The sequence below is a fragment of the Paenibacillus sp. EZ-K15 genome, assembly GCF_002573715.1.
Classification (GTDB): domain Bacteria; phylum Bacillota; class Bacilli; order Paenibacillales; family Paenibacillaceae; genus Paenibacillus_AQ.
The window spans coordinates 384,417-404,809 of record NZ_PDHM01000017.1 but is presented as its reverse complement, the minus strand read 5'-3'; the positions used below and the strand labels follow the sequence as shown (position 1 = coordinate 404,809).

The 20,393-nt window shown below is 50.1% G+C and carries 16 protein-coding genes and 3 riboswitches; of the genes, 7 read left to right on the top strand and 9 right to left on the bottom strand.

What is annotated here, in order from left to right; translation table 11 throughout:
• Positions 1 to 184: 184 nt before the first annotated feature.
• Both CRG97_RS18400 and CRG97_RS18395 read right to left on the bottom strand, forming a co-directional pair.
• Positions 185 to 1,891: an ABC transporter ATP-binding protein gene (locus tag CRG97_RS18400; RefSeq protein ID WP_098746046.1), complete on the bottom strand. Its 1,707-nt coding sequence runs from the start codon at positions 1,889 to 1,891 to the stop codon at positions 185 to 187.
• Between the two features lie 63 nt (positions 1,892 to 1,954).
• Positions 1,955 to 2,296 (bottom strand): hypothetical protein, encoded by a 342-nt coding sequence (locus CRG97_RS18395; protein WP_098746044.1) that lies wholly within the window; start codon positions 2,294 to 2,296, stop codon positions 1,955 to 1,957.
• 206 nt (positions 2,297 to 2,502) lie between these two features.
• Between CRG97_RS18395 and CRG97_RS18390 the strand changes: the two genes are divergently transcribed.
• Positions 2,503 to 3,003, top strand: coding sequence for a nucleoside deaminase (locus tag CRG97_RS18390; RefSeq protein ID WP_098746688.1), 501 nt, complete (start codon positions 2,503 to 2,505; stop codon positions 3,001 to 3,003).
• A gap of 42 nt (positions 3,004 to 3,045) precedes the next feature.
• Here the strand turns inward: CRG97_RS18390 and CRG97_RS18385 are convergent, their stop codons facing one another.
• The 4 genes from CRG97_RS18385 to gcvT all read right to left on the bottom strand — a co-directional run bounded on the left by CRG97_RS18385 (position 3,046) and on the right by gcvT (position 8,104).
• On the bottom strand, positions 3,046 to 3,828 hold the full coding sequence (locus tag CRG97_RS18385) for an arylamine N-acetyltransferase family protein (RefSeq protein WP_098746042.1): 783 nt from the start codon (positions 3,826 to 3,828) through the stop codon (positions 3,046 to 3,048).
• A 363-nt stretch (positions 3,829 to 4,191) separates the two neighbouring features.
• A complete protein-coding gene (gcvPB, locus tag CRG97_RS18380; RefSeq protein ID WP_098746040.1) occupies positions 4,192 to 5,649 on the bottom strand; it encodes an aminomethyl-transferring glycine dehydrogenase subunit GcvPB in 1,458 nt (485 codons plus the stop codon).
• Positions 5,646 to 6,995, bottom strand: coding sequence for an aminomethyl-transferring glycine dehydrogenase subunit GcvPA (gene gcvPA / locus CRG97_RS18375; protein ID WP_098746038.1), 1,350 nt, complete (start codon positions 6,993 to 6,995; stop codon positions 5,646 to 5,648). The genes gcvPB and gcvPA overlap by 4 nt, the downstream gene beginning before the upstream one ends.
• On the bottom strand, positions 6,992 to 8,104 hold the full coding sequence (gene gcvT / locus CRG97_RS18370; protein ID WP_098746036.1) for a glycine cleavage system aminomethyltransferase GcvT: 1,113 nt from the start codon (positions 8,102 to 8,104) through the stop codon (positions 6,992 to 6,994). Before gcvT ends, gcvPA begins: the two co-directional genes overlap by 4 nt.
• 109 nt (positions 8,105 to 8,213) lie before the next feature.
• Positions 8,214 to 8,319: riboswitch (glycine riboswitch) on the bottom strand.
• A 3-nt stretch (positions 8,320 to 8,322) separates the two neighbouring features.
• A riboswitch (glycine riboswitch) is annotated at positions 8,323 to 8,424 on the bottom strand.
• Positions 8,425 to 8,610: 186 nt separating this feature from the next.
• A riboswitch (glycine riboswitch) is annotated at positions 8,611 to 8,732 on the top strand.
• Positions 8,733 to 8,908: 176 nt separating this feature from the next.
• Between gcvT and gcvH the strand changes: the two genes are divergently transcribed.
• A complete protein-coding gene (gene gcvH / locus CRG97_RS18365) occupies positions 8,909 to 9,298 on the top strand; it encodes a glycine cleavage system protein GcvH (RefSeq protein WP_098746035.1) in 390 nt (129 codons plus the stop codon).
• 117 nt (positions 9,299 to 9,415) lie between these two features.
• Here gcvH and CRG97_RS18360 read toward each other — a convergent pair whose 3' ends face one another.
• Complete coding sequence (locus tag CRG97_RS18360; protein ID WP_098746033.1) at positions 9,416 to 10,330, bottom strand: DMT family transporter; 915 nt, start codon at positions 10,328 to 10,330, stop codon at positions 9,416 to 9,418.
• Between the two features lie 97 nt (positions 10,331 to 10,427).
• Between CRG97_RS18360 and CRG97_RS18355 the strand changes: the two genes are divergently transcribed.
• The 4 genes from CRG97_RS18355 (at position 10,428) to CRG97_RS18340 (ending at position 17,676) form a co-directional block, all read left to right on the top strand.
• A complete protein-coding gene (locus CRG97_RS18355; RefSeq protein WP_098746031.1) occupies positions 10,428 to 11,909 on the top strand; it encodes an aminotransferase-like domain-containing protein in 1,482 nt (493 codons plus the stop codon).
• Between the two features lie 238 nt (positions 11,910 to 12,147).
• The gene (locus CRG97_RS18350; protein ID WP_098746030.1) at positions 12,148 to 14,217 is read left to right on the top strand and encodes a catalase; all 2,070 of its coding nucleotides are present in this window, start codon (positions 12,148 to 12,150) and stop codon (positions 14,215 to 14,217) included.
• Positions 14,218 to 14,488: 271 nt separating this feature from the next.
• Positions 14,489 to 15,772: a histidine--tRNA ligase gene (locus CRG97_RS18345; RefSeq protein WP_098746028.1), complete on the top strand. Its 1,284-nt coding sequence runs from the start codon at positions 14,489 to 14,491 to the stop codon at positions 15,770 to 15,772.
• Positions 15,773 to 15,888: 116 nt separating this feature from the next.
• Entirely contained in the window at positions 15,889 to 17,676 is a 1,788-nt protein-coding gene (locus tag CRG97_RS18340) for an SgrR family transcriptional regulator (RefSeq protein ID WP_098746026.1), read from the top strand.
• Between the two features lie 51 nt (positions 17,677 to 17,727).
• On the opposite strand, the gene CRG97_RS18335 is transcribed toward CRG97_RS18340, so the two are convergent.
• Both CRG97_RS18335 and CRG97_RS18330 read right to left on the bottom strand, forming a co-directional pair.
• Positions 17,728 to 17,934 (bottom strand): hypothetical protein, encoded by a 207-nt coding sequence (locus CRG97_RS18335; RefSeq protein ID WP_098746024.1) that lies wholly within the window; start codon positions 17,932 to 17,934, stop codon positions 17,728 to 17,730.
• A 155-nt stretch (positions 17,935 to 18,089) separates the two neighbouring features.
• Positions 18,090 to 19,013: a cation diffusion facilitator family transporter gene (locus tag CRG97_RS18330; RefSeq protein WP_098746022.1), complete on the bottom strand. Its 924-nt coding sequence runs from the start codon at positions 19,011 to 19,013 to the stop codon at positions 18,090 to 18,092.
• 261 nt (positions 19,014 to 19,274) lie between these two features.
• Here CRG97_RS18330 and CRG97_RS18325 point away from each other — a divergent pair, with 261 nt between their 5' ends.
• A complete protein-coding gene (locus CRG97_RS18325; RefSeq protein WP_098746020.1) occupies positions 19,275 to 20,378 on the top strand; it encodes a threonine aldolase family protein in 1,104 nt (367 codons plus the stop codon).
• The last annotated feature ends 15 nt before the right edge of the window (positions 20,379 to 20,393 follow it).

The following is a 20,393-nucleotide window of genomic DNA, read 5'->3' as shown; positions in this document are numbered from 1 at the left end:
ACAATGAAACGAAAGTTCTCTCGTGTTATATCATGACAGCTTGGCATAGCGATTAGATTCATAAGTATATTATCGAAAAAAAGGATGACTCCCTTCCGTGCGGAGTCATCCTTTTACATATTTGTTGCGGAATTTCATGACTTTCAGTTTAATATCCATGTATAACATTGGATCGTTGGCTTCGTTAGTGAGCTTGATGAAGCCTGCTGTACACACCGCCGGAATGAATCAATTCCTGGTGCGTTCCCTGCTCGGCAATACCATCGGAATTGACGACGATAATTCGGTCCGCGCTCTGAATGGTGGTCAGTCGGTGAGCGATTACCAGCGTTGTTCTGCCGACGGACAGCTCAGCCAGGGACTTCTGGATTTGCGCTTCCGTCTCTGTGTCGAGTGCCGACGTGGCCTCGTCCAGGATCAGGATCGGTGGATTCTTAAGGAACATTCTCGCGATGGACAGGCGCTGCTTCTGTCCGCCAGACAGCTTAACCCCACGTTCCCCGATCACCGTTTCCATACCGTCCGGCAAGCTTCGAATCAGTTCATCTAGCGAAGCACGCCGTGCGGCTTCCCAGATTTGCTGGTCCGTTGCATGTAAATCGCCATAAGCGATGTTGTCGCGGATCGTACCGGAGAACAGGAACACATCCTGCTGCACGATGCCGATATGCTTGCGGAGGTTTTGCAATTTGATATTCCGGATATCGATTCCATCCACCGTGATCTTGCCCTGATCCACATCATAGAAGCGGGGGAGAAGGCTGCAGATGGTTGTCTTTCCCGCGCCGGACGGTCCGACAAACGCGACCGTTTCTCCAGCACGGATCGTGAGATGTATGTTATTCAGTATCGTTCGAGAAGGTTCGTATCCGAAGGTAACACCTTCAAAGCGGATATCTCCCCGCACTGAGGACAGGGATACGGCGTCAGGTACATCGGCGATCTCTGGATCGGTATCCATAATCTCCAGGTAGCGTTTAAAGCCGGCAATGCCTTTGGGATAGCTCTCAATGACGGCATTGATCTTCTCGATCGGACGGAAGAAGATGTTGGAGAGCAGCAGGAAGGCCATGAATTCACCCATTTCAATTTTGCCTTGGATGAAGAACCACGCGCCGCAGATCATGACGAATACCGTGATCAAACGCATCAGCATGTAGCTGATGGATGAGCTTTTTGCCATTGTTTTATAAGCCAGCAGTTTGGTGGCCCGGAATTGCTTGTTCTCTTCCTGAAATAATTTATTCTCATGCTCTTCGTTTGCAAACGATTGGACCACACGGATACCGCCAACATTGTCTTCGATGCGGGCATTGAAATTCCCTACATTACGGAACAGTTGACGATAGGTCGTGGTCATTCTGCTGCCGAACTTAATGATCAGCCATGCCATCAGCGGCACGATGATAAAGGTAAGCAGCGCTAGCTCCAGGTTGATGTAAGCCATTAAGGAGAAGGAACCGAGCAGCGTCATAACGGCGATGAATACATCTTCCGGTCCATGGTGGGCTACTTCTCCGACATCATTAAGATCATTCGTGATGCGCCCCATAAGATGTCCAGTTTTGTTATTATCAAAGAAACGGAAGGATAACTTCTGAATGTGGGAGAACATTTTCTCTCGCATATCCGTCTCGATATTAATGCCGAGCATATGCCCCCAGTAAGTTACGATGTACTGCAGCGCGGTATTCAGCGCATAGATGGAGAGAAGGACGATGCAGGCAATCAGGATAAGCGGCCAATCCTGGCTTGGCAGCAGATCGTCAATGAATTTGCTGACGGCAAGCGGGAAAGCAAGCTCCAGCAGTCCGGCAATAACGGCACATGTAAAATCCAAAATAAACAATCCCTTGTACGGCCGATAGTACGAAAAAAACTTTCTGATCAAGAATTATCACACTCCAGGTTCTACCTCTGTCAGGGTTATTGGGTTAAGATTAGCGGACAGCCATTAGGGGCTGTCTTGCGATGGTTTCGTATCATACAGCTCAAAAGCCTGAATGTACTCCTGAATGATCTGGTCTACTGCTTTCAACTCTCCGCTGACTACTTCTCTGATGGCTTCAAAGTCCGGGTCATTGACTTGCTTCTTCAAGGTCTCCCGTTTCACAACCAAATTGTCGAGAAAAGAAAGCGCGCGCCCCCGGCGGAACGTCTGCGCCATCTTGCCGCCTTCCCTGCCGCCGTGGCCTTCCTCACGCCGTCTTCCGTGTCTCCCGCCGTGCCGGTGGTTATCTCGGTCGCGAGGCTCCGACCGTTCTTGACTCGATGTATCCTGTTCCTCTTGGAGCATAATATCAACCTCCTCAACGATAATAACGTATACGTTTGTATACCACTTAAAGTGATTGTATACATTTGTATACGATTCGTCAATCTGTTTTTCTCCATTGGATTGGAAAAATTGAGGAGATCGATGGTAGATATGCTATGATGATAATTAGCTGTCCCAGGAGATTGTCATGGATGATGAATACGCACACCGGGATCAGAATGAACATGGGAAGGGAGCTGTACACTGTGAGTGAACATCATCATGAGTACTGGATGCGTCAAGCGATTGCAGAGGCCCATCGAAACGTTCAACTTGTGGAGGGTGGTCCTTTTGGAGCGATTGTGGTGAAGGAGGGTCAAGTGATTGGCAGGGGCCGGAATCTGGTTACCGCGCTGAACGACCCGACGGCTCATGCCGAGGTGCAAGCCATAAGGGAAGCATGTCTGCACCTGGAGGATTTCCAATTAAAAGGCTGTACGATTTATACCAGCTGCGAGCCTTGTCCGATGTGTCTGGGGGCCATCTACTGGTCCAGGCCCGATGCCGTTTATTATGCAAGCACGAAGAAGGATGCGGCTGAGATCGGATTCGATGATCATTTTATATACGATGAAATCGCGATGCCGATGGACCAGCGCTCCATCCCTATGAAGCAGGTTCAAACAGAGGATTATTTACTGCCATTTCAAGCGTGGAGCTCTGCTGAGCGCAAAATCAAATATTAATAATAAAACCGGGCTCCCTGCATGGGAAAGCCCGGTTTATTCTTATTTATGGATAGGGATGCCGAAATATGTATAGAGCGCTTCGGCATATTCCTGCGCATTGCCCGGTTTAAAGGTGTGGACGCCGCCGGCCTTGTAAATTCTGAATTCGTCATCATCCACGGTGTTTCTGCCTTCGGCCGTACGTATGGATACCCGAGCTGTTTTATTAAACGGCGAATCGGGGGCATACTCGCACCAGAATGAGGTGGTGATGAAATCTCTCGGTAAGTTAGGTTCCTCCGTAAAGGAGAAGACGGGATCCCAGGCTTCTTTTTTCCACTCTTCGAGCATCCAGCCATATGCTTCGGTTTGGACTAGCCGGTAGGTCTCGTTCCCCTGGGTCTGCACAAGGCCATCAACCAATTCCAGAGGGTGGCGCGACCCTGCTCCTCCGACGCCGACATCGGCAATATACCGCTGTTCTTCGATATCCACTTGCAGAATATGATGCCGACGCTTGGCAGGCGTATCGGTTTCATCCCGCCAGAAGCGTCCGAAATAATGAGTGACCTTAAATCCCAGTTCCTGCAGCAGCCAGCCAAATAGCGCATTGAGCTCGAAGCAGTAGCCGCCGCGATGCCGGGTTACGATTTTATCGTAAAGATCGGGGATATCCAGGGAAAGTGGAATTCGATCAAGGATATCGAGATTTTCATAGGGTACGGTATGCACATGCTGTTCCTGCAATCTGGCGAGCATATAAGCGCTGTTCACAATCGGGCCCGTGTATCCAATACGCTCAAGATATTGGTTTACGTCCAGGCCATGAATCGGGTTACTCATTCGATCACCGCATCTTTCGTCTTTGGTCAGCTTGGTAGAAGTAAGCCGTATATAATTATATACTTTATATCATATATTTGGGCTTTCTAATAGAGAACAAGAAGGAGGCGGAAGGGACTCTGCTAATGGATAGCATGGATAGTTTGTAGAATGACAGTAGGTTTATTGGGCTGGAATGGAATGACCACCCAATTTTATCCGGGGAGTTAGTCCCATCGTAAGAGGGGAAGTTGGCTGCTGCTGAAATAGTCATTAAACAGGTGACTAAATCCCTATGTTGTCCAGCACAAAAAAAGGGTGTCTCTTACCGCCGATCCTACGGCGAGGGACACCCTTTCTTAAGGAGTATAGATCAACTCAATATTAACCGCAGGTGCAGTTCAGAACCGGTTTACGTGCCGCCGTCGTTTCGTCGAGTCGTTTCACGACCGTGGTATAAGGGGCGCCTATGATAACCTCCGGCGTGGTTTCGGCTTCCTTGGCGATCTGAATCATCGTGTCGATGAAACCGTCCATCGTTTCTTTGCTCTCCGTCTCGGTCGGCTCAATCATGATACATTCCTCCACATTGAGCGGGAAGTAGATGGTTGGCGGATGATAACCAAAATCAAGCAGCCGCTTGGCAACATCGAGGGTGCGCACGCCGTACTCCTTCAGTTTTTTGCCGGACAGCACGAATTCGTGCTTGCACAGCCCCGGGTAAGCTACTTCGTAGTATGGAGCCAGACGATGCATCATGTAGTTGGCATTCAGCACGGCGAGCTCCGAGACGCGGCGAAGTCCTTCCGGTCCATAGGTTCGAATATACGTGTAGGCCCGGACCAGGATGCCAAAGTTGCCATAGAACGCCTTCACGCGCCCGATCGACTGTGGACGGTCGTAATCCCAATAGAAGGTGCCGTCCTCGCGTTTGGATACGATCGGTTTTGGCAGGAACGGGATCAACAGGCTCTTCACGCCGACTGGGCCTGCACCGGGACCGCCGCCGCCATGCGGCGTGCTCATCGTTTTGTGCAGGTTGAGATGGACCACGTCGAAGCCCATGTCGCCGGGACGGGTAATGCCCATGATGGCGTTGGAATTGGCTCCGTCATAGTATAACAGGCCACCAGCTTCGTGCACGATTTCCGCAATTTCCACGATTTGCTCTTCGAACAGCCCCAGTGTGCTAGGGTTCGTCAGCATCAGTGCGGCCGTATCATCACCAACGACGGCGCGCAGGGCCTCCAAATCCACCATGCCGCGTTCATTGGACTTAATCGTGATCGTGTCGTAACCGGCAACCGTTGCACTAGCGGGGTTGGTACCGTGCGAGGAGTCGGGAACAATCACCTTGGTTCGCTTCTCGCCACGGCTTTCATGGTAAGCACGGATCAGCATCAGCCCTGTCCATTCCCCATGCGCTCCCGCAGCGGGCTGAAGCGTTACTTGATCCATGCCGGTCAGTGCAGCGAGATCATTCTGCAGGGTATAGAGCAGCTCCAGAGCGCCTTGTATGCTTTCTTCAGGCTGGTACGGATGAATCTTGGCAAAGCCGGCAAAACGGGCAACATCCTCGTTGATCTTCGGGTTGTATTTCATCGTGCATGAGCCGAGCGGATAGAAGCCGTTATCGATACCGAAGTTCCGTCTCGACAGCTCGGTATAGTGACGAATGACATCCACTTCATATACTTCGGGCAGTTCGGCCGGTTTGCTGCGAAGCAGGCTTTCCGGAATCAATGAAGCGGCGTCGGTCTCCGGGACGTCGCATTCGGGCAGGGAATAGGCGACACGGCCGGGCTTGCTGAGTTCAAATATCAAGGCTTTTTCCGGTTTCATACGATCGCCTCCAATTCACCAATAAATTGGTCGATTTCTTCCTTCGTCCGCCGTTCGGTCACGGCGATCAGCATGCATCCTTGAAGCTCAGGGTACACAGCGCCAAGATCATAACCTCCGATATAACCTGCACCCAGAAGCTTCGAGTTGACCTCATCCACGTTTGTTCCTTCAGGCAGTTTCACCACAAATTCATTAAAGAACGGCGAGCTGAACGGGAGGGAGAGGGAGCCGTTTGCGACACGGTCGGCAGCGTAATGGGATTTGCGCACATTCAGCAGCGCTGCTTCCTGCATGCCGGCTTTACCTAGGGTAGACATATATACGGACGCACACAGCGCGAGCAGCGCCTGGTTCGAGCAGATGTTCGACGTTGCCTTTTCACGGCGAATATGTTGTTCCCGCGCCTGCAGTGTCAGTACAAATCCGCGTTTGCCGTCCTGATCGACGGTTTGACCCACGATACGACCAGGAATGCGGCGCATCAGCGGCTCGGATACCGCAAAGAATCCGCAGGTCGGTCCGCCGAGAGATGCCGGAATGCCAAGCGGCTGGGCATCGCCGACAACGATGTCGGCGCCAAGCACGCCAGGGGATTCCAGTAAACCGAGGGACAGCGGGTTTACGCTCAGTACAAGCAGTGCTTTTTTCTCATGAACCAGCGGCTCGATCGATTTCACGTCTTCAATGCAACCGAAGAAGTTAGGTGATTGCAGAAGGACGGCGGCGGTATCTTCCGTTATGGCAGCGGCGAGAGCATCCTGGTCGGTAACGCCATTAACGATGTCGACTTCCACGACTTCCAGATCGAGGCCGTGAGCCGAAGTCAGAACGATTTCCCGGGCTTCGGGATGGACGGCACGCGAAATGACGATTTTCTTCCGTTTGGTTGCCCCGCTGGCGAGCGCCGCAGCCTCAGCAAGTGCCGTGGAGCCGTCATACATACTGGCATTGGCAACTTTCATGCCGGTCAATTCACAGATATAGGATTGAAATTCAAAAATCGCTTGCAGCTCGCCTTGGCTGATCTCCGGTTGGTATGGCGTATAGGCCGTGTAGAATTCAGAGCGGGAAATCACATGATTGAGCACGACCGGAATATGGTGGTCGTACAAACCGGCCCCCAGAAAGCTTGTATAACGGTCAAAATCGGCATTGCGGTCCGATAGGCGGCGCATATGCTTTAGAAGTTCAGGCTCACCCAGCCGTTTTGACATGGGAAGGACGCCGTTGTAACGGACCGCTTGTGGGATATCGGCAAACAGATCTTCGATCTTTTCCGCGCCGACTGCAGCAAGCATATCGGCTTGATCCTGATCCGTCATAGGCAAGTAACGATGCTTCATGTTAAGGCAGCTCCTCTTTTGTAAAATGGTGTCTTTACCACTTTGGCTTGTAACTTCTTACCGCGGATCTCGACCCATACCTCGGAATCGAGGCCCGTATATGGGGTTTCGATCAGGGCCAATCCGAGATTTCGCTTGAGTGAAGGGGATTGGGTACCGCTGGTCACTTCACCGATTGGTTCTCCTTCATGGTTGAATACGGGATAGTGGGAGCGCGGAATTCCGCGCTCGATGAGTTCAATGCCGACAAGCTTACGCGGTACACCGTCTTGCTTCTGCTGTTGAAGCGCTTCCCGGCCGATGAAATCGCCGCTGTCCAGCTTCACGAAGAAACCGAGACTGGCTTCAAGCGGAGAAATCGTGCTCGAAAGCTCTTGCCCGTACAAGGGCAATTTCGCTTCGAAACGGAGTGTATCGCGGGCGCCGAGTCCGGTTGGAACAAGACCATGTGGTTCTCCGGCAGCTAATAGTTCTCTCCAAATTGCGGGAGCATCCCCAGCGGAGCAATAGATTTCAAAGCCGTCTTCTCCGGTATAACCGGTGCGGGAGAGCAGGGCGGTGCAGCCGCATACCTGTGCGTTCTGAATAAAATGGAAGGAAGGGAGTTCGCTTGGCGCCTCATTGGTTACCTGTGACATGATGTTCACGGCGGCAGGTCCCTGAAGTGCAATGAGAGCCGTCTCAGCGGACACATTACGGATGGTGACATCACCTGCAAGATGATCTTGAAGCCACTGGAGGTCTTTGTCGATGTTGGATGCGTTTACAACCAGCATGAATCGATCTGCCGACAGTTTATACACAAGCAGGTCATCTACAGTACCGCCGTTGTCGTAACACATTAACGTGTATTGGGCCTGGCCAATCGATATGCGGGTTACATCATTTGTGGTCATCTTCTGGATAAAAGCTTCAGCGTCTTGTCCGGTGACGATAAATTCACCCATATGGGAGACGTCGAACAGGCCGGCGTGCTTGCGTACGGCTTCATGCTCTTGCACAATGCCGGAAAATTGCACGGGCAGCTCCCAACCGCCGAAGTCGATGCAGCGGGCAGAAGGAAATTCGGAATAAAGCGGGTAAAGCGGTGTACGTTGTAATGAACTCATCTCTTCACCTCTTCTAATTGGCATGATCAATCGGGGAAACACCAAAAAAGGACAGACAGAAGGAAAACAAGCTGCGCTGAAAAAGCCCGCTCGTTGCGTAATCCTTCTGCTCTGTCCTTGGTACCTGAGAGTTACCCCACATGTCATGTAAGTATAATGTCAAGCGTGTGTGAGTTTCCCCGTGGGTGATTCTACATTCAGAATTCTCTCCAGAGGTGCGTCCGGTAAAGGTCCTTTTGCCTGAGAGATTCACCGTGTTAGGGCTTACTCCTTCGGCGCTACCTGTCAATCTTGTCGGTAATCTCTCCCGCTACCATCATCCGCGTGAAAATTATTGAGTTGTCAGATCTTTCTACGTTCTTGTGATTATTATAAACGTGCCGCTCCATAAAGTGTCAACCTTTATTTCACCAAAATATTTTCATTCTTAAAATTTTTGTCAGATATCTTGACATCACTTCATCCCTGTTTTATTCTGTGGGAGAATAAGCCAACCGAATATGCGGATGATGATGGATGGGAGAGACCGCCACGCGAAGGTTGAAGCCTTGGCGGCACCGAAGGAGCAAACCGTTACGCCTGCCAGGCTGACGAGTAATCTCTCAGGTAAACGAACCGCCATCTGACGCAGCTCTGGAGAGTGCGCAAGCCACCCAAGGGGAAAGGTCGAACCGAAAACAAGCAGCGGTCGATCATAAACTCTCAGGTACCGAGGACAGAGAGAAGGCGAATGCCTTTTTTCGCGTCCTTTTTTTCATTTATTCACCTTAATTTCATTTCTTTAAGAAAAGAGGAGTATCCGTAATGAGTGAAATCAGAGAGAATTTGGTGTACAGCGACGATCATGAGTGGGCGTTGAAGGTAGATGGAAATGTGGTGCGCGTCGGTATTTCTGATCATGCGCAATGCCAGCTGGGCGATATCGTATTCGTAGAACTCCCCGAGGCGGGCGCTGTCGTTGCCGCAGGTGACAGCATCGGTACCATTGAGTCGGTCAAAACCGTATCGGAACTGTATTCCCCTGTATCCGGTACCATCACGAAAGTGAATACTTCCCTGGAAGATCAGCCGGAGCTTGTGAACGGAGAGCCGTACGAAGGCGGATGGATCATTGAGGTTGAGGTGGAAGGTGACCTGGAGGAAGCACTCGGAAAGCTGCTCACCTCAGAGGCATATCGTGCCAAAGTGGATTAAGTATTGAATCATAACCTTGAATAATGAAACATAACGGCTGCTACTCGTGATGAGGTTTACGAGTTGCAGCCGTTTTAAATTTTTTGTGTTAATGCTTGGAACCTTGCAGGTTCGATATCAAGTGCTTGAAGCCACACGGCGCGCGATCCGGCGTGCTCGAAGCTCAGGCAGATTCACGATCAGAATCCCGCCGATGATGAGCATGCTGCCAATGATGGAATAGGAAGAAATCGCTTCGTCGTACAGAAATGCGCCCAGTCCCAACGCGATGATTGGAGAGACAAAGAGCCAGGTGGACGGGAAAAAGGCATTCGTTGCTTTTAGCAGCCAGGCATACAGACTATGGCCCAGCATCGAGCCAACCATCGTCAAATACAAGACAGATCCGATGGCTGGCAAAGTTAGAATACCATTCCATTGTACCTGTTCACTGAACAGGGATAACAGCAATAGGGCTGCGCCGCCATACATCATCTGCACCGCATTGATCGTAATCGGTGAGACATTCGGCATGTCAAAGGACAATTTCCGGGTAGCTAGGGAGCCCACACTATAACCGATTTCGCCTATAAGAATTGCGATACAGCTCAGAATCCAGATGAGATCGCTCCCCATCGCTAACTCGGGCATAATGAGCAAACATACCCCCGCAAAACCGACCGCGCACCCCCAATAATCACTGCGCCGGGCATTCTTCCGCATCACGACCGATTGGATCATCAGAATCATCATGGGGCCTGTTGCCGATAGGATGGCGGCGATCCCTGAGGACACGTGCTGCTCGGCCCAATACAGCGTTGCAAACGTCAAGAATGTGCTGGTCATCCCGATTAGAAGGAATTCCTTTCGCAAGAGAAGGCTCGGTTTTGCCTTCCGCTGCAATATCATCCATAGGAAGATGAAGGCGCCCGCCAGAAGAAATCGAAGTCCCGCTGAGAGAAACGGCGGCAGTCCTGCTTCAACGCCAATCTTGATAGCGAGAAACGTCGTGCTGAATATGGCGCACATAAGCAAGTAGTTAAAAATAATCATGTAGCATCCTCCTTTTTCTATACTATAATAGGTAGTTGATAGAACAGATTGGCGGTTCGTAGAACAGATGTGATTTATGTGGATTGGGGAGGAGCAGATGGAATTATCAACGCTGGACGACAAAAATAAAGGTAAGCGAACATTACAGCAGTCGGTCTATGACACGATACTGGAAGGAATTGCTCGGGGAGAGTGGAAGGAGACTGACAAAATCCCGTCCGTGAGGGCGATGGCCGAGCGTTTGAATGTTCACCGATTAACGGTGCTGAAGGCTTATCAGCAGCTGCTTGAGGACGGGATCGTGGAAGTAAAATATAAATCAGGGTACTTCGTAGCGGGTAAGACGGAAGACGCATTATTGGAATCCCATACATCCAGCCCGCGATGGGCATATCAGGCCAAATCGATGTATGTCAATCGCAGTCGCTTGTCCGACATTCACAGGCATCAGGTCGAATACCAGATGTCGGAAGCGCTGATTGATCCTGGGCTGCTGCCAAATGCATTCTTGTCCAATCACGTGAAACAAGTGTTTGACATGTATCCGAAGGTATTAAGCACGTATTCTTCCGTGTCCGGAGATCTGGAGCTGCGCGAGGAGATGGCTCGTTATTTTATGGACAAACAAGGCATAACGGTCCATCCGGAAGAGCTGCTCATTACAACGGGATCCCAGCAAGCGATCGACTTGATCTCGCGTTCGCTCGTCAAAAGCGGAGACTGTGTGTTGATCGAACGGCCGACGTATAGTCCGGCGATCGATGTTTTTGTGCAGCAAAATGTCAAACTGCTTCCAATTGAGATTACACCGGAAGGGTACGATCTTGAACGAATTGAAGGTCTTATGCGAGCGGAGAAACCGAAGCTGTTCTATATGAACCCAACGTTTCAGAATCCGACGGGATATACGGTGCCGATCACACAGCGCAAGGCGCTGGTTGAACTGGCGGAGCGATATCAGTGCATTCTGGTGGAGGATGAGGTGTATCACGACATTTATTTTGGAGATCCGCCGCCGCTGCCGTTTTTTTACTACGACACCGAAGGTTATGTTATTCACATTCGAAGCTTCAGCAAATATGTGGCCCCCGGCTTGCGGATATCGGTCCTGGCTGCCCGTCCGGAACTGATGAATGTCATCCTTCCGATCAAGGCGCTGTCGGACAACGGGACCCCGCTGCTGACGCAAAAGATTTTCCAGCATTATTTCTTCTCGAGCAGACTTCAGGAGCATGTGGCCAAGCTGCGGATTGCGCTGGAGCTTCGTAAAGCGAGGATGGAGAAGCTGCTTGAGCCTACAGAATGGCGATGGAACAGCCCCGGCGGCGGCTTGAATCTGTGGATACGGCTGCCGGAGAATATCAACGTGGATGCGTTGCTGCAGCAATGCCTGGCGGAATCCGTAGCTTTTGTGCCGGGGCGTATATGCGACCCGCTGGATCAGATGGATTCGTGGATCAGGCTGAGTTATTCGTATATCAGCGAGATTCAGCTGGAAGAAGGGATACGTCGTCTCATCGAGATATCGGAACGGGTGTGTTATGTGCAAAATCGCAGCATATGTTTGGAAAATCGTTGAAGTACAATCAGAGCAGACCACCTCTAGGAAGGGGGCTGTTTTTTTGCTGGAGACAGGAGATGCAGGCGCGAAAACCCAATCGAACGGTTTAGATGAGCTTTTCATGAAGGATGTTTGAAACTGGATTCGTATTCCATTTTGCAGGGTAATTACATTTCGGGTTCGCAAGCGGATCTATTACCAAGTGCAACTTCGTCAGACACTCATCTACTACCTACATACCAGGAGGTTCCGACAAATGGATAATTCAAACGCCAATTCGAATGCTAACAGCAGCTACAACAAGACGAGCAAGGACCAACAGCTGGAACAATTCACGGTAGACAATGACGCTAAGGAACTGACAACCAATCAGGGACTTAAGGTCTCTGAGGATGAACATTCGCTTAAAGCGGGCGAGCGCGGTCCGACCCTGATGGAGGACTTCCATTTCAGAGAGAAGATGACGCATTTCGATCATGAGCGGATTCCGGAACGGATCGTGCATGCCCGCGGTTTTGGGGCTCACGGTTATTTTCAGCTATATGAATCCATGAAAGATTATACAAAAGCCAAATTTCTGCAGGACCCTTCCGTCGTCACCCCGGTGTTTGTCCGTTTCTCCACGGTTGCGGGCTCCAGGGGATCTGCCGACACGGTCAGGGACGTACGCGGTTTCGCAACCAAGTTTTATACGGAAGAAGGGAATTATGATCTGGTTGGCAACAATATGCCGGTCTTTTTCATACAGGATGCCATGAAGTTTCCTGATTTTATTCACGCTGTTAAACCTGAGCCTCATAACGAGATTCCACAGGCGCAATCCGCCCATGATACGTTCTGGGATTTTTTCGCAAACAATTCGGAAAGCGCGCACATGATTATGTGGGCGATGTCCGACCGCTCGCTTCCGCGAAGCTTCCGAATGATGGAGGGCTTCGGCGTCCATACCTTCCGTTTCGTGAACGAAGAAGGGAAAGCGCATTTCGTGAAGTTTCACTGGAAGCCCGTGCTCGGCACGCATTCCCTCGTATGGGATGAAACGCAGAAGCTGGCAGGCAAGGATCCTGACTTTAACCGCCGCGATCTGTGGGACGCGATCGAATCAGGGAATTATCCGGAATTTGAGTTTGGCGTTCAAATGATTCGGGAGGATGAGGAATTCAATTTTGGTTTTGATATCCTTGATCCGACCAAGATTTGGCCTGAAGAACTCATTCCCGTCAAAATCATCGGTAAGATGACGCTCAATCGTAATACGGATAATTACTTTGCGGAGACGGAACAGATTGCATTCCATCCGGGACATGTCGTACCGGGAATCGATTTTACCAACGATCCGCTTCTGCAAGGCCGTTTATTCTCGTATACTGACACCCAGCTTTCACGGCTCGGCGGACCCAATTTCCACGAAATTCCGATCAACCGACCGATCGCACCGGTTCATAACAATCAGCGTGACGGGATGCACCGCATGACCATCAATAAGGGACCGGTCAGCTATCATAAGAACGGTATTGCCGGCAACACGCCGAAGCCGGTTCCGGTGAAGCGCGGCGGTTACGAGCATTACACCGAGAAGGTGGAAGGGCGTAAGGTGCAGGCACGCAGTGACAGCTTTAAGGATCATTTCAGTCAAGCAGCCCTGTTCTGGAACAGCATGTCTGAGGTCGAGAAGCAGCATATCGTAGCCGCATTCCAGTTCGAGCTTGGTAAAGTGCAGCGAAAGGAAATTCGCCAGCAAGTCGTCGACTTGTTCGCCAACGTCGATAGCGGACTTGCCACACGGATTTCGGAGGGCATTGGAACCATACCTCCGCAAACCAGCGGCTCCGCTTCCAGCGAGTCTTCTCCGGCACTGAGCATGATGAATACCGTGAAGCTCCCGTTAACCCGTAAAGTGGCGGTGCTGGCAGGCAACGGATTCACGGACGAACTCCCGTTTGTGCTTACGCAGCTGCAGCAAGCCGGCATCATCACCGAAGTGGTTAGCGCGAAGCTTGGCGTCATTCAAGGCAAGGCCGGCGCGGAATTGGAAGTGAACCATTCGCTGCTGGGGGCGGATTCAGTCTTGTTCGATGCGGTGCTTGTCGCAGGCGGCGCGTTAAGTGTATCGGAGCTCCTGGCGGAGCAGAAGGTGCTGGATTTCGTCAAGGAAGCGTATCAGCATTTCAAACCGATCGCAGCCATCGCCGAAGGGGCTAATTTACTTCCTTCATCCAGCGGCGAAGGGATCGTTGTTGCTCAGGAGAATGAGGATCTGAAGCCGTTTGGCGAAGCCTTCATTGAGGCGATCGCGGCGCATCGCCATTGGTCGCGCACCATCTAAGAATGGATTGCCCTTGAATTAATAAATGGATTGCGCTATAATCCCCCTTAATCACTGGCTTTAATCACTGGCTAAAAAAGGTGAAGGGGATACAAATATGATAAACATTAAATTCAATCAACTTCATCATCACAAGCAGCGTTAGCACGCCTGTCATTCTACAGGGTGGGCTAACGCTGTTCGCGTTGGCCTCCCTGCCGCATATCCAGCGCGCGGGACCATGAGGTCCGGCGCGTTTTTTATTTTCATTAGAACGAAAGGATGAGTAGCGATGCAGAACGTAAAAGGAACGTATGATTATTTTGGCCAAGAGCAGGCGGTCCGAAGAAAGGTGCAATCGACGCTGCGTGAAGTGTTTGAATGTTATGACTATGCTGAAATGGAGACAACCATTCTGAATGAATCGGACCTGTTGTCTTCAAAATACGCAGGAGGGGAAGAAATTCTGAAGGAAATGTACCAGCTGACGGATCAAGGCACGCGACGTCTGGGGCTCCGGTACGATCTGACGATTCCATTCGCTAAGGTGATCGCGCTGAATCCCGCCATCAGCCAGCCATTCAAGCGTTATGAGATGGGGAAGGTATTCCGGGATGGCCCCGTCAAACGGGGAAGATTGCGGGAGTTTCTGCAGTGCGACGTTGATGTGGTGGGGATCTCGGGACCAGAAGCGGAAGTTGAGCTAATGCAGCTTGCAGCCGAAGTGTTTCGGAGACTTGACATTCCGATCATTCTCAGGTGGAACAATCGAAGCTTTCTGGGTGAAGTTCTTGGCGCTATGGGCGTACCGGAAGAGATGAAACCATCCGTCATGCTGACGCTGGATAAGCTCGATAAGATTGGCAAGGAGGGGGTTCGGCAAGAGCTTGCGGGCAAGGTACTCGCTCCGGAGATTTGTCGTCAAATTCTGGATTTTGTTGATTTCAAGGAGCCGACATTTGAGCAGATAACAATCAAATACAACGTGGGCAACGAGCGCGGCGCCAGAGAAGTACAGATCCTGCAAAATATGCTGCAGCGCGTCGGGTTGCAAGACATCTGCGTATTTGATCCGTTTCTATCAAGAGGTTTGTCATTTTACACGGGAACCGTATACGAAATTTTTGATGCATCGCACGATTTCCGTTCAAGCTTGGGCGGTGGCGGCAGATATGATGCGATTATCGGGCAGCTCGTTGGACGTGAGGATATTGCCTATCCTACGGTGGGGCTTTCGTTTGGCATGGAATCCATCATGGAGATGATCCGGAACCGGTCGATTGAAACGAACAAGCCGCTCGTTATCGTTATCCCGATAGGAGAAACTGTCCCGGAAGGGTTGACGGCAGCAGCGGCACTCCGGAATCGCGGGATTCATACCCGATTGGCGAGCAACCGGCGCAAATTGAAAAAAACATTAGCTTCCGCTTCAGCTGAAAGCATCCCTTATGCCATTCTGATTGGTGAAGATGAAGCGGCGGCAGGCGTCCTTCGATTGAAGAAAATGACCGAGGGCACAGAGCTTACACTGACTCTGCAGGAAGCGGTAGAGCTTATCATTCAAACCTGTGAATGATGAATGCCTTTGTTATTTTTCGAATATAATGGATTTTTACCGAAAAGGTACTCGCGCTCGAAATGATCTCCAAGTAGAATAAAGCGTATAGATTTTACCAGGGGGAGCGGATTGCAATGCTGCACGAACAATTCTTTATGCTGCACCAAAAGCTTGCTGTTAACGCTCCAGCGAATACAGCTACGGAAGTGACACTTGAGCAGATTGCCGATACGCTGTATTGCACAACGCGGAATGCCAAGCTCGTTATACGCAAGCTGGAAGAGAAGGGTTGGATTATATGGAAGGCGGGACGTGGGCGCGGAATCCGTTCCAAGCTTACCTTTCTGGCCGATCAAGCAAATCTGCTACAGGAGGCAGGGCAGCAGCTCGCGATAAAAGGGGAATATAAGCAAGCCTTCGAACTGCTGCGTACCTATGGTCAGGGTATGCACACCAACGATTCTTACGTGGAATGGATGAACGGGCATTTTGGCTTTAGCAAGGAAATGAACGAAGGGGAAGAAGAAGCAAGGGATTCGCTGCGTCTTCCGGTTTACCGCCTGATTGAAACGTTGGATCCTGCCGAATGCTACTACAGTTTTCAAGCGCACATGGTCCAGCAGATATTTGACCGGTTGGTGATATACGATAATGCAAACGATCAATACCTCCCGGTTATTGCGCATTATTGGAGGAGCAACGAGGATGGAACGATCTGGACTTTTCATCTGCGTAAAGGAATACGGTTCCATGACGGTAAAGAATTATCGGCGGAGGACGTGAAATTCACGGTAGAGCGCCTGGGACGGGATAAACGTAATGCTTGGATCGTGCGTGAACTGCAACGGGTAGAGGTGGTGTCCCCTCGTGAGGTTCGTTTTATTCTAAACAAGCCGAATCGAATTTTTATCCGTTTTCTTAGCTCCACATGCATGTCCATCGTGCCTAAACATTTGGCAAGCGTCCATGAAGAACAGTTCTGGAAGCAGCCTGTCGGAACGGGACCCTTTCGGGTAGAGGAATGGACCGATGATCGGCTGACCATTCATGCTAACCCCCATTATTATCATGGGCGGCCGCATTTGGACAACATCCACATTATCTTGATGCCGGAAGATGCGGAGCATTGCGAGGTCAGCTGGGAGCGGCTGCTACGGGATCCGGCGCATATCGATCATAACGGTGAGAAACATGCTGTTGATGTCATCGAATCTTCTGAAGGCTGCACGACGTTGATTACATGGAATATGAAAAAACCGGGGCCCTATCAGTCCATCGATTTTCGCCGGGCATTCAGCCTGATTCTGAACCGAATGGAGATGATTCGTGAACTTGGCGACAATCGGCTTTACCCAGCCAAAGGCTTCATCATGGATGAGCAAGCGCCTTACCGTAAAGACCGATATGATCCCGAACTCGCAAAGTCACTGCTGAAACAGTCGGGTTATGACGGCTCTCCCATTACGATGGCTACGCTCGCTAAGCATATTAAAGACGCCGAATGGGTTCAGAATCAATGCGCTTCCATCGGGATTCCATTGATCATCCGAGAGGAGAGGATGGATACCTTACACCAACTGGATGTAATGCACAGCATGGATTGTATCTTGCACGGCCTTGTTCTTCCAGGTGAAGAAGTATGTTTAATCGAGAACTACGTGCAGAAGGGAAGCGTAGTTAAAGAGTTCATGGATCCTTCGCTGCATCATTGGGTGAAAGAATGCATAGATGATGCGCTTGCCAGCGAATGGTATGAGGAGCGTTTGAGTATTTTATCGCATATTGAAGAGAGGCTTCGGGAGGAAGCGCATGTATCATTCTTGACTCACACGAGATTTTACGCAAGCTTGGATCCTTCTTATAAAGGGGTTGTCATCAATAATCTGGGATGGCTGGATTTCAAGCAGATTTGGAGAGAATGATTTCTTCCCATAAAAAGAGCAAGCGCGAATAACCGCGCTTGCTCTTTTTACTTATAAGGATTTCGTACGGCTTCTTCGGGATCTCCGCTTTCGAAAGAAGCCATGAAGTTTATCGAGAATTCGAATATGGGTTGAGGTATGCTGCGATTCACATGCGATATCGTCATGAATAATGAATCTTCCTTGACGATCAAGTTCGTCCCATTTTGCTTGCTGGTATTCGTTCAGTTTTTCCAGTGTATATACATCGTTGTTCATGTTAACCTCCCTATCAGACATTCGGATTTCGCTGTAACGCCAGTAGAATGTCTTGATACTCTCATTATGGAGGTCAACCGAATTTGTAAAAAGTGTAAACCTTGGCAGCCCTTTTTCCCCTTTTCATGAACTAAAGGACTACCGCAGAGAAGAGATTAGACTTTATGATCACGATGCGTGATGGTGGAATTCTCAATCTGGATCGTTGAATGCTCGATGTGGAATCGGCTGTCCAGAAAATCAATCGCTTGTTGCAGGATCTCATAACTGTTCGCGTCATCTTGGGCGACGAGATGGCAGCTCAAGGAGTCGAAATTGGACGTAATCGTCCAAATATGAAGATCATGGATGCCGGTGACCCCAGGAATAGACAGGAGGGACTTGGTTACCTCTTCAGAGTTTATTGTTGCCGGTGCGCCCTCCATCAGAATATGAACGGTATTCTGTATGATTCTCCAGGCGCTCTTCAGAATCAAGATTGACACCAGGATGGATATGATCGGGTCCGCAATGTACCATCCGAAGGCAATCATCACGATCCCGGCGATAATTGCGCCGACAGAGCCGAGTGCATCACCGATAACATGGAGGTATGCGCTGCGGAGGTTCACATTGTTCTTCACATCCCCCGTCCGCATCAAGAACCAGGCGCTGAGAAGGTTGGCCAACAGCCCGAGGGCTGCAATGAGCATCATGCTTCCGCTGGCGACGGTCGGCGGGTTATCAAAGCGCTGAATCGCTTCCCATACGATAAAACCGGCGATGACAAACAAGGCGACTCCATTTAATAGTGCTGCCAATATTTCAAAACGGTAAAAGCCGTAGGTTTTATTCGGCGATGCTGGCTTCGTAGCAAACCATAATGCGACCAGACTGAGCAGCAATGCGCTGGCATCACTTAACATATGTCCGGAATCGGATAACAGAGCCAAGCTGTTGGTTAGCAAGCCCCCTATAAACTCTAGAATCATGATGCCAATTGTGATGATGAGGGCAATGGCAAGTCCTTTTTTGTTTCCTGAGCGGGCATGATCATGGTGGCTGTGATCATGTCCATGATGGTGGTTATGATGATGCATAATCGAAAACTCCCTTCGGATCCATCTGTTGATTGTAATCAAAGATCATAAAACAATTCTATTATATATAATATGAGCATATGCTCATATACAATGTAATCCCTCCGTTTGTTTTTGTCAAGTTTTTCCGAAGGTTTTGTGGAAGTGAAAATGATTTCTCACTTATTCATTTATCTAGTATGCTTGATAAGCGAGGAAATTAAATTTTTCGTGTGATGATTTGTTCTTATTATCGGTTGAAGAGAAGGAGTGATATGCGACATGGGAGAACAACGTAAATCGATTAGTGAAGCTTATGGCGAAACAGCCTATCCATTGATTGGACATAGCAGCAGGAATCTCGAGGTGTTGCTTGAGGCATTTCGGGATGTGGATGGGTCGCAGATGGGGGATACATACGGCAAAGGCGCCATCATTGAGGAGTTTCAGGCACGCATGGCAGAAGTTCTGGGCAAGGAATCCGCTGTCTTTTTTCCAAGCGGAACCATGGCGCAGCAGATTGCTTTGCGGATCTGGTGTGATGATGCGGAGCTGAAACGAGTGGCCTATCATCCCCTCTGCCATCTGGAGATTCACGAAGAGGACGGGCTTAAGGAGCTGCATCATATTGAGCCGATTCTTCTTGCCGATAAGGAGCGTTTGATTACGCTTGAAGACGTGCAGCGTCTGGATCGCGATATTGCTTGTTTGCTGCTGGAATTGCCGCAGCGTGAAATCGGAGGGCAGCTGCCCGAATACGAAGAGTTGGAAGCGATATCGGCGTATTGCCGTTCGCAAGGCATTAAGCTGCATCTGGACGGGGCAAGATTGTTCGAGATCACCCCTTATTATCAAAAAACGGCGGCAGAAATCTGTGCTCTATTTGACAGTGTATATGTGTCCTTCTATAAAGGTATAGGTGGGATTGCCGGCGCCATTCTGGCTGGCGGCACCGATTTCGTGGCGAAGTCTAAAGTATGGAAAAGGCGTCATGGCGGTGATCTGGTCAGCCTATACCCGTATATCATCAGCTCGAATTATTATTACACGGAAAGAATCGGTAACATGGGCCGGTATTACGAGGAAGCAAAAGAGCTCGCAGCGCTGTTTAATCAATGCGAGGGCGTGAATACGAAGCCTGTTGTGCCCGTATCGAATATGTTTCATGTACATTTTGAATTGAATAAAGAACAGCTTGAACCGATTCTTATCGAGGTTTTCCGCACGACGGGCATCGGATTGCTCAGTTATTTAAACGAAGCGGGGGAAACTCAATGTTATACGGAAGTTCACATTGGGGAACGGTACGGTAAAACACCGAGAGAAAGCATTCAAAAGGCTTTCCAATTGTTGAATGAGAAATTGCAGGAAGCTGTGAGCACATGACAAAAGGACCTGAAT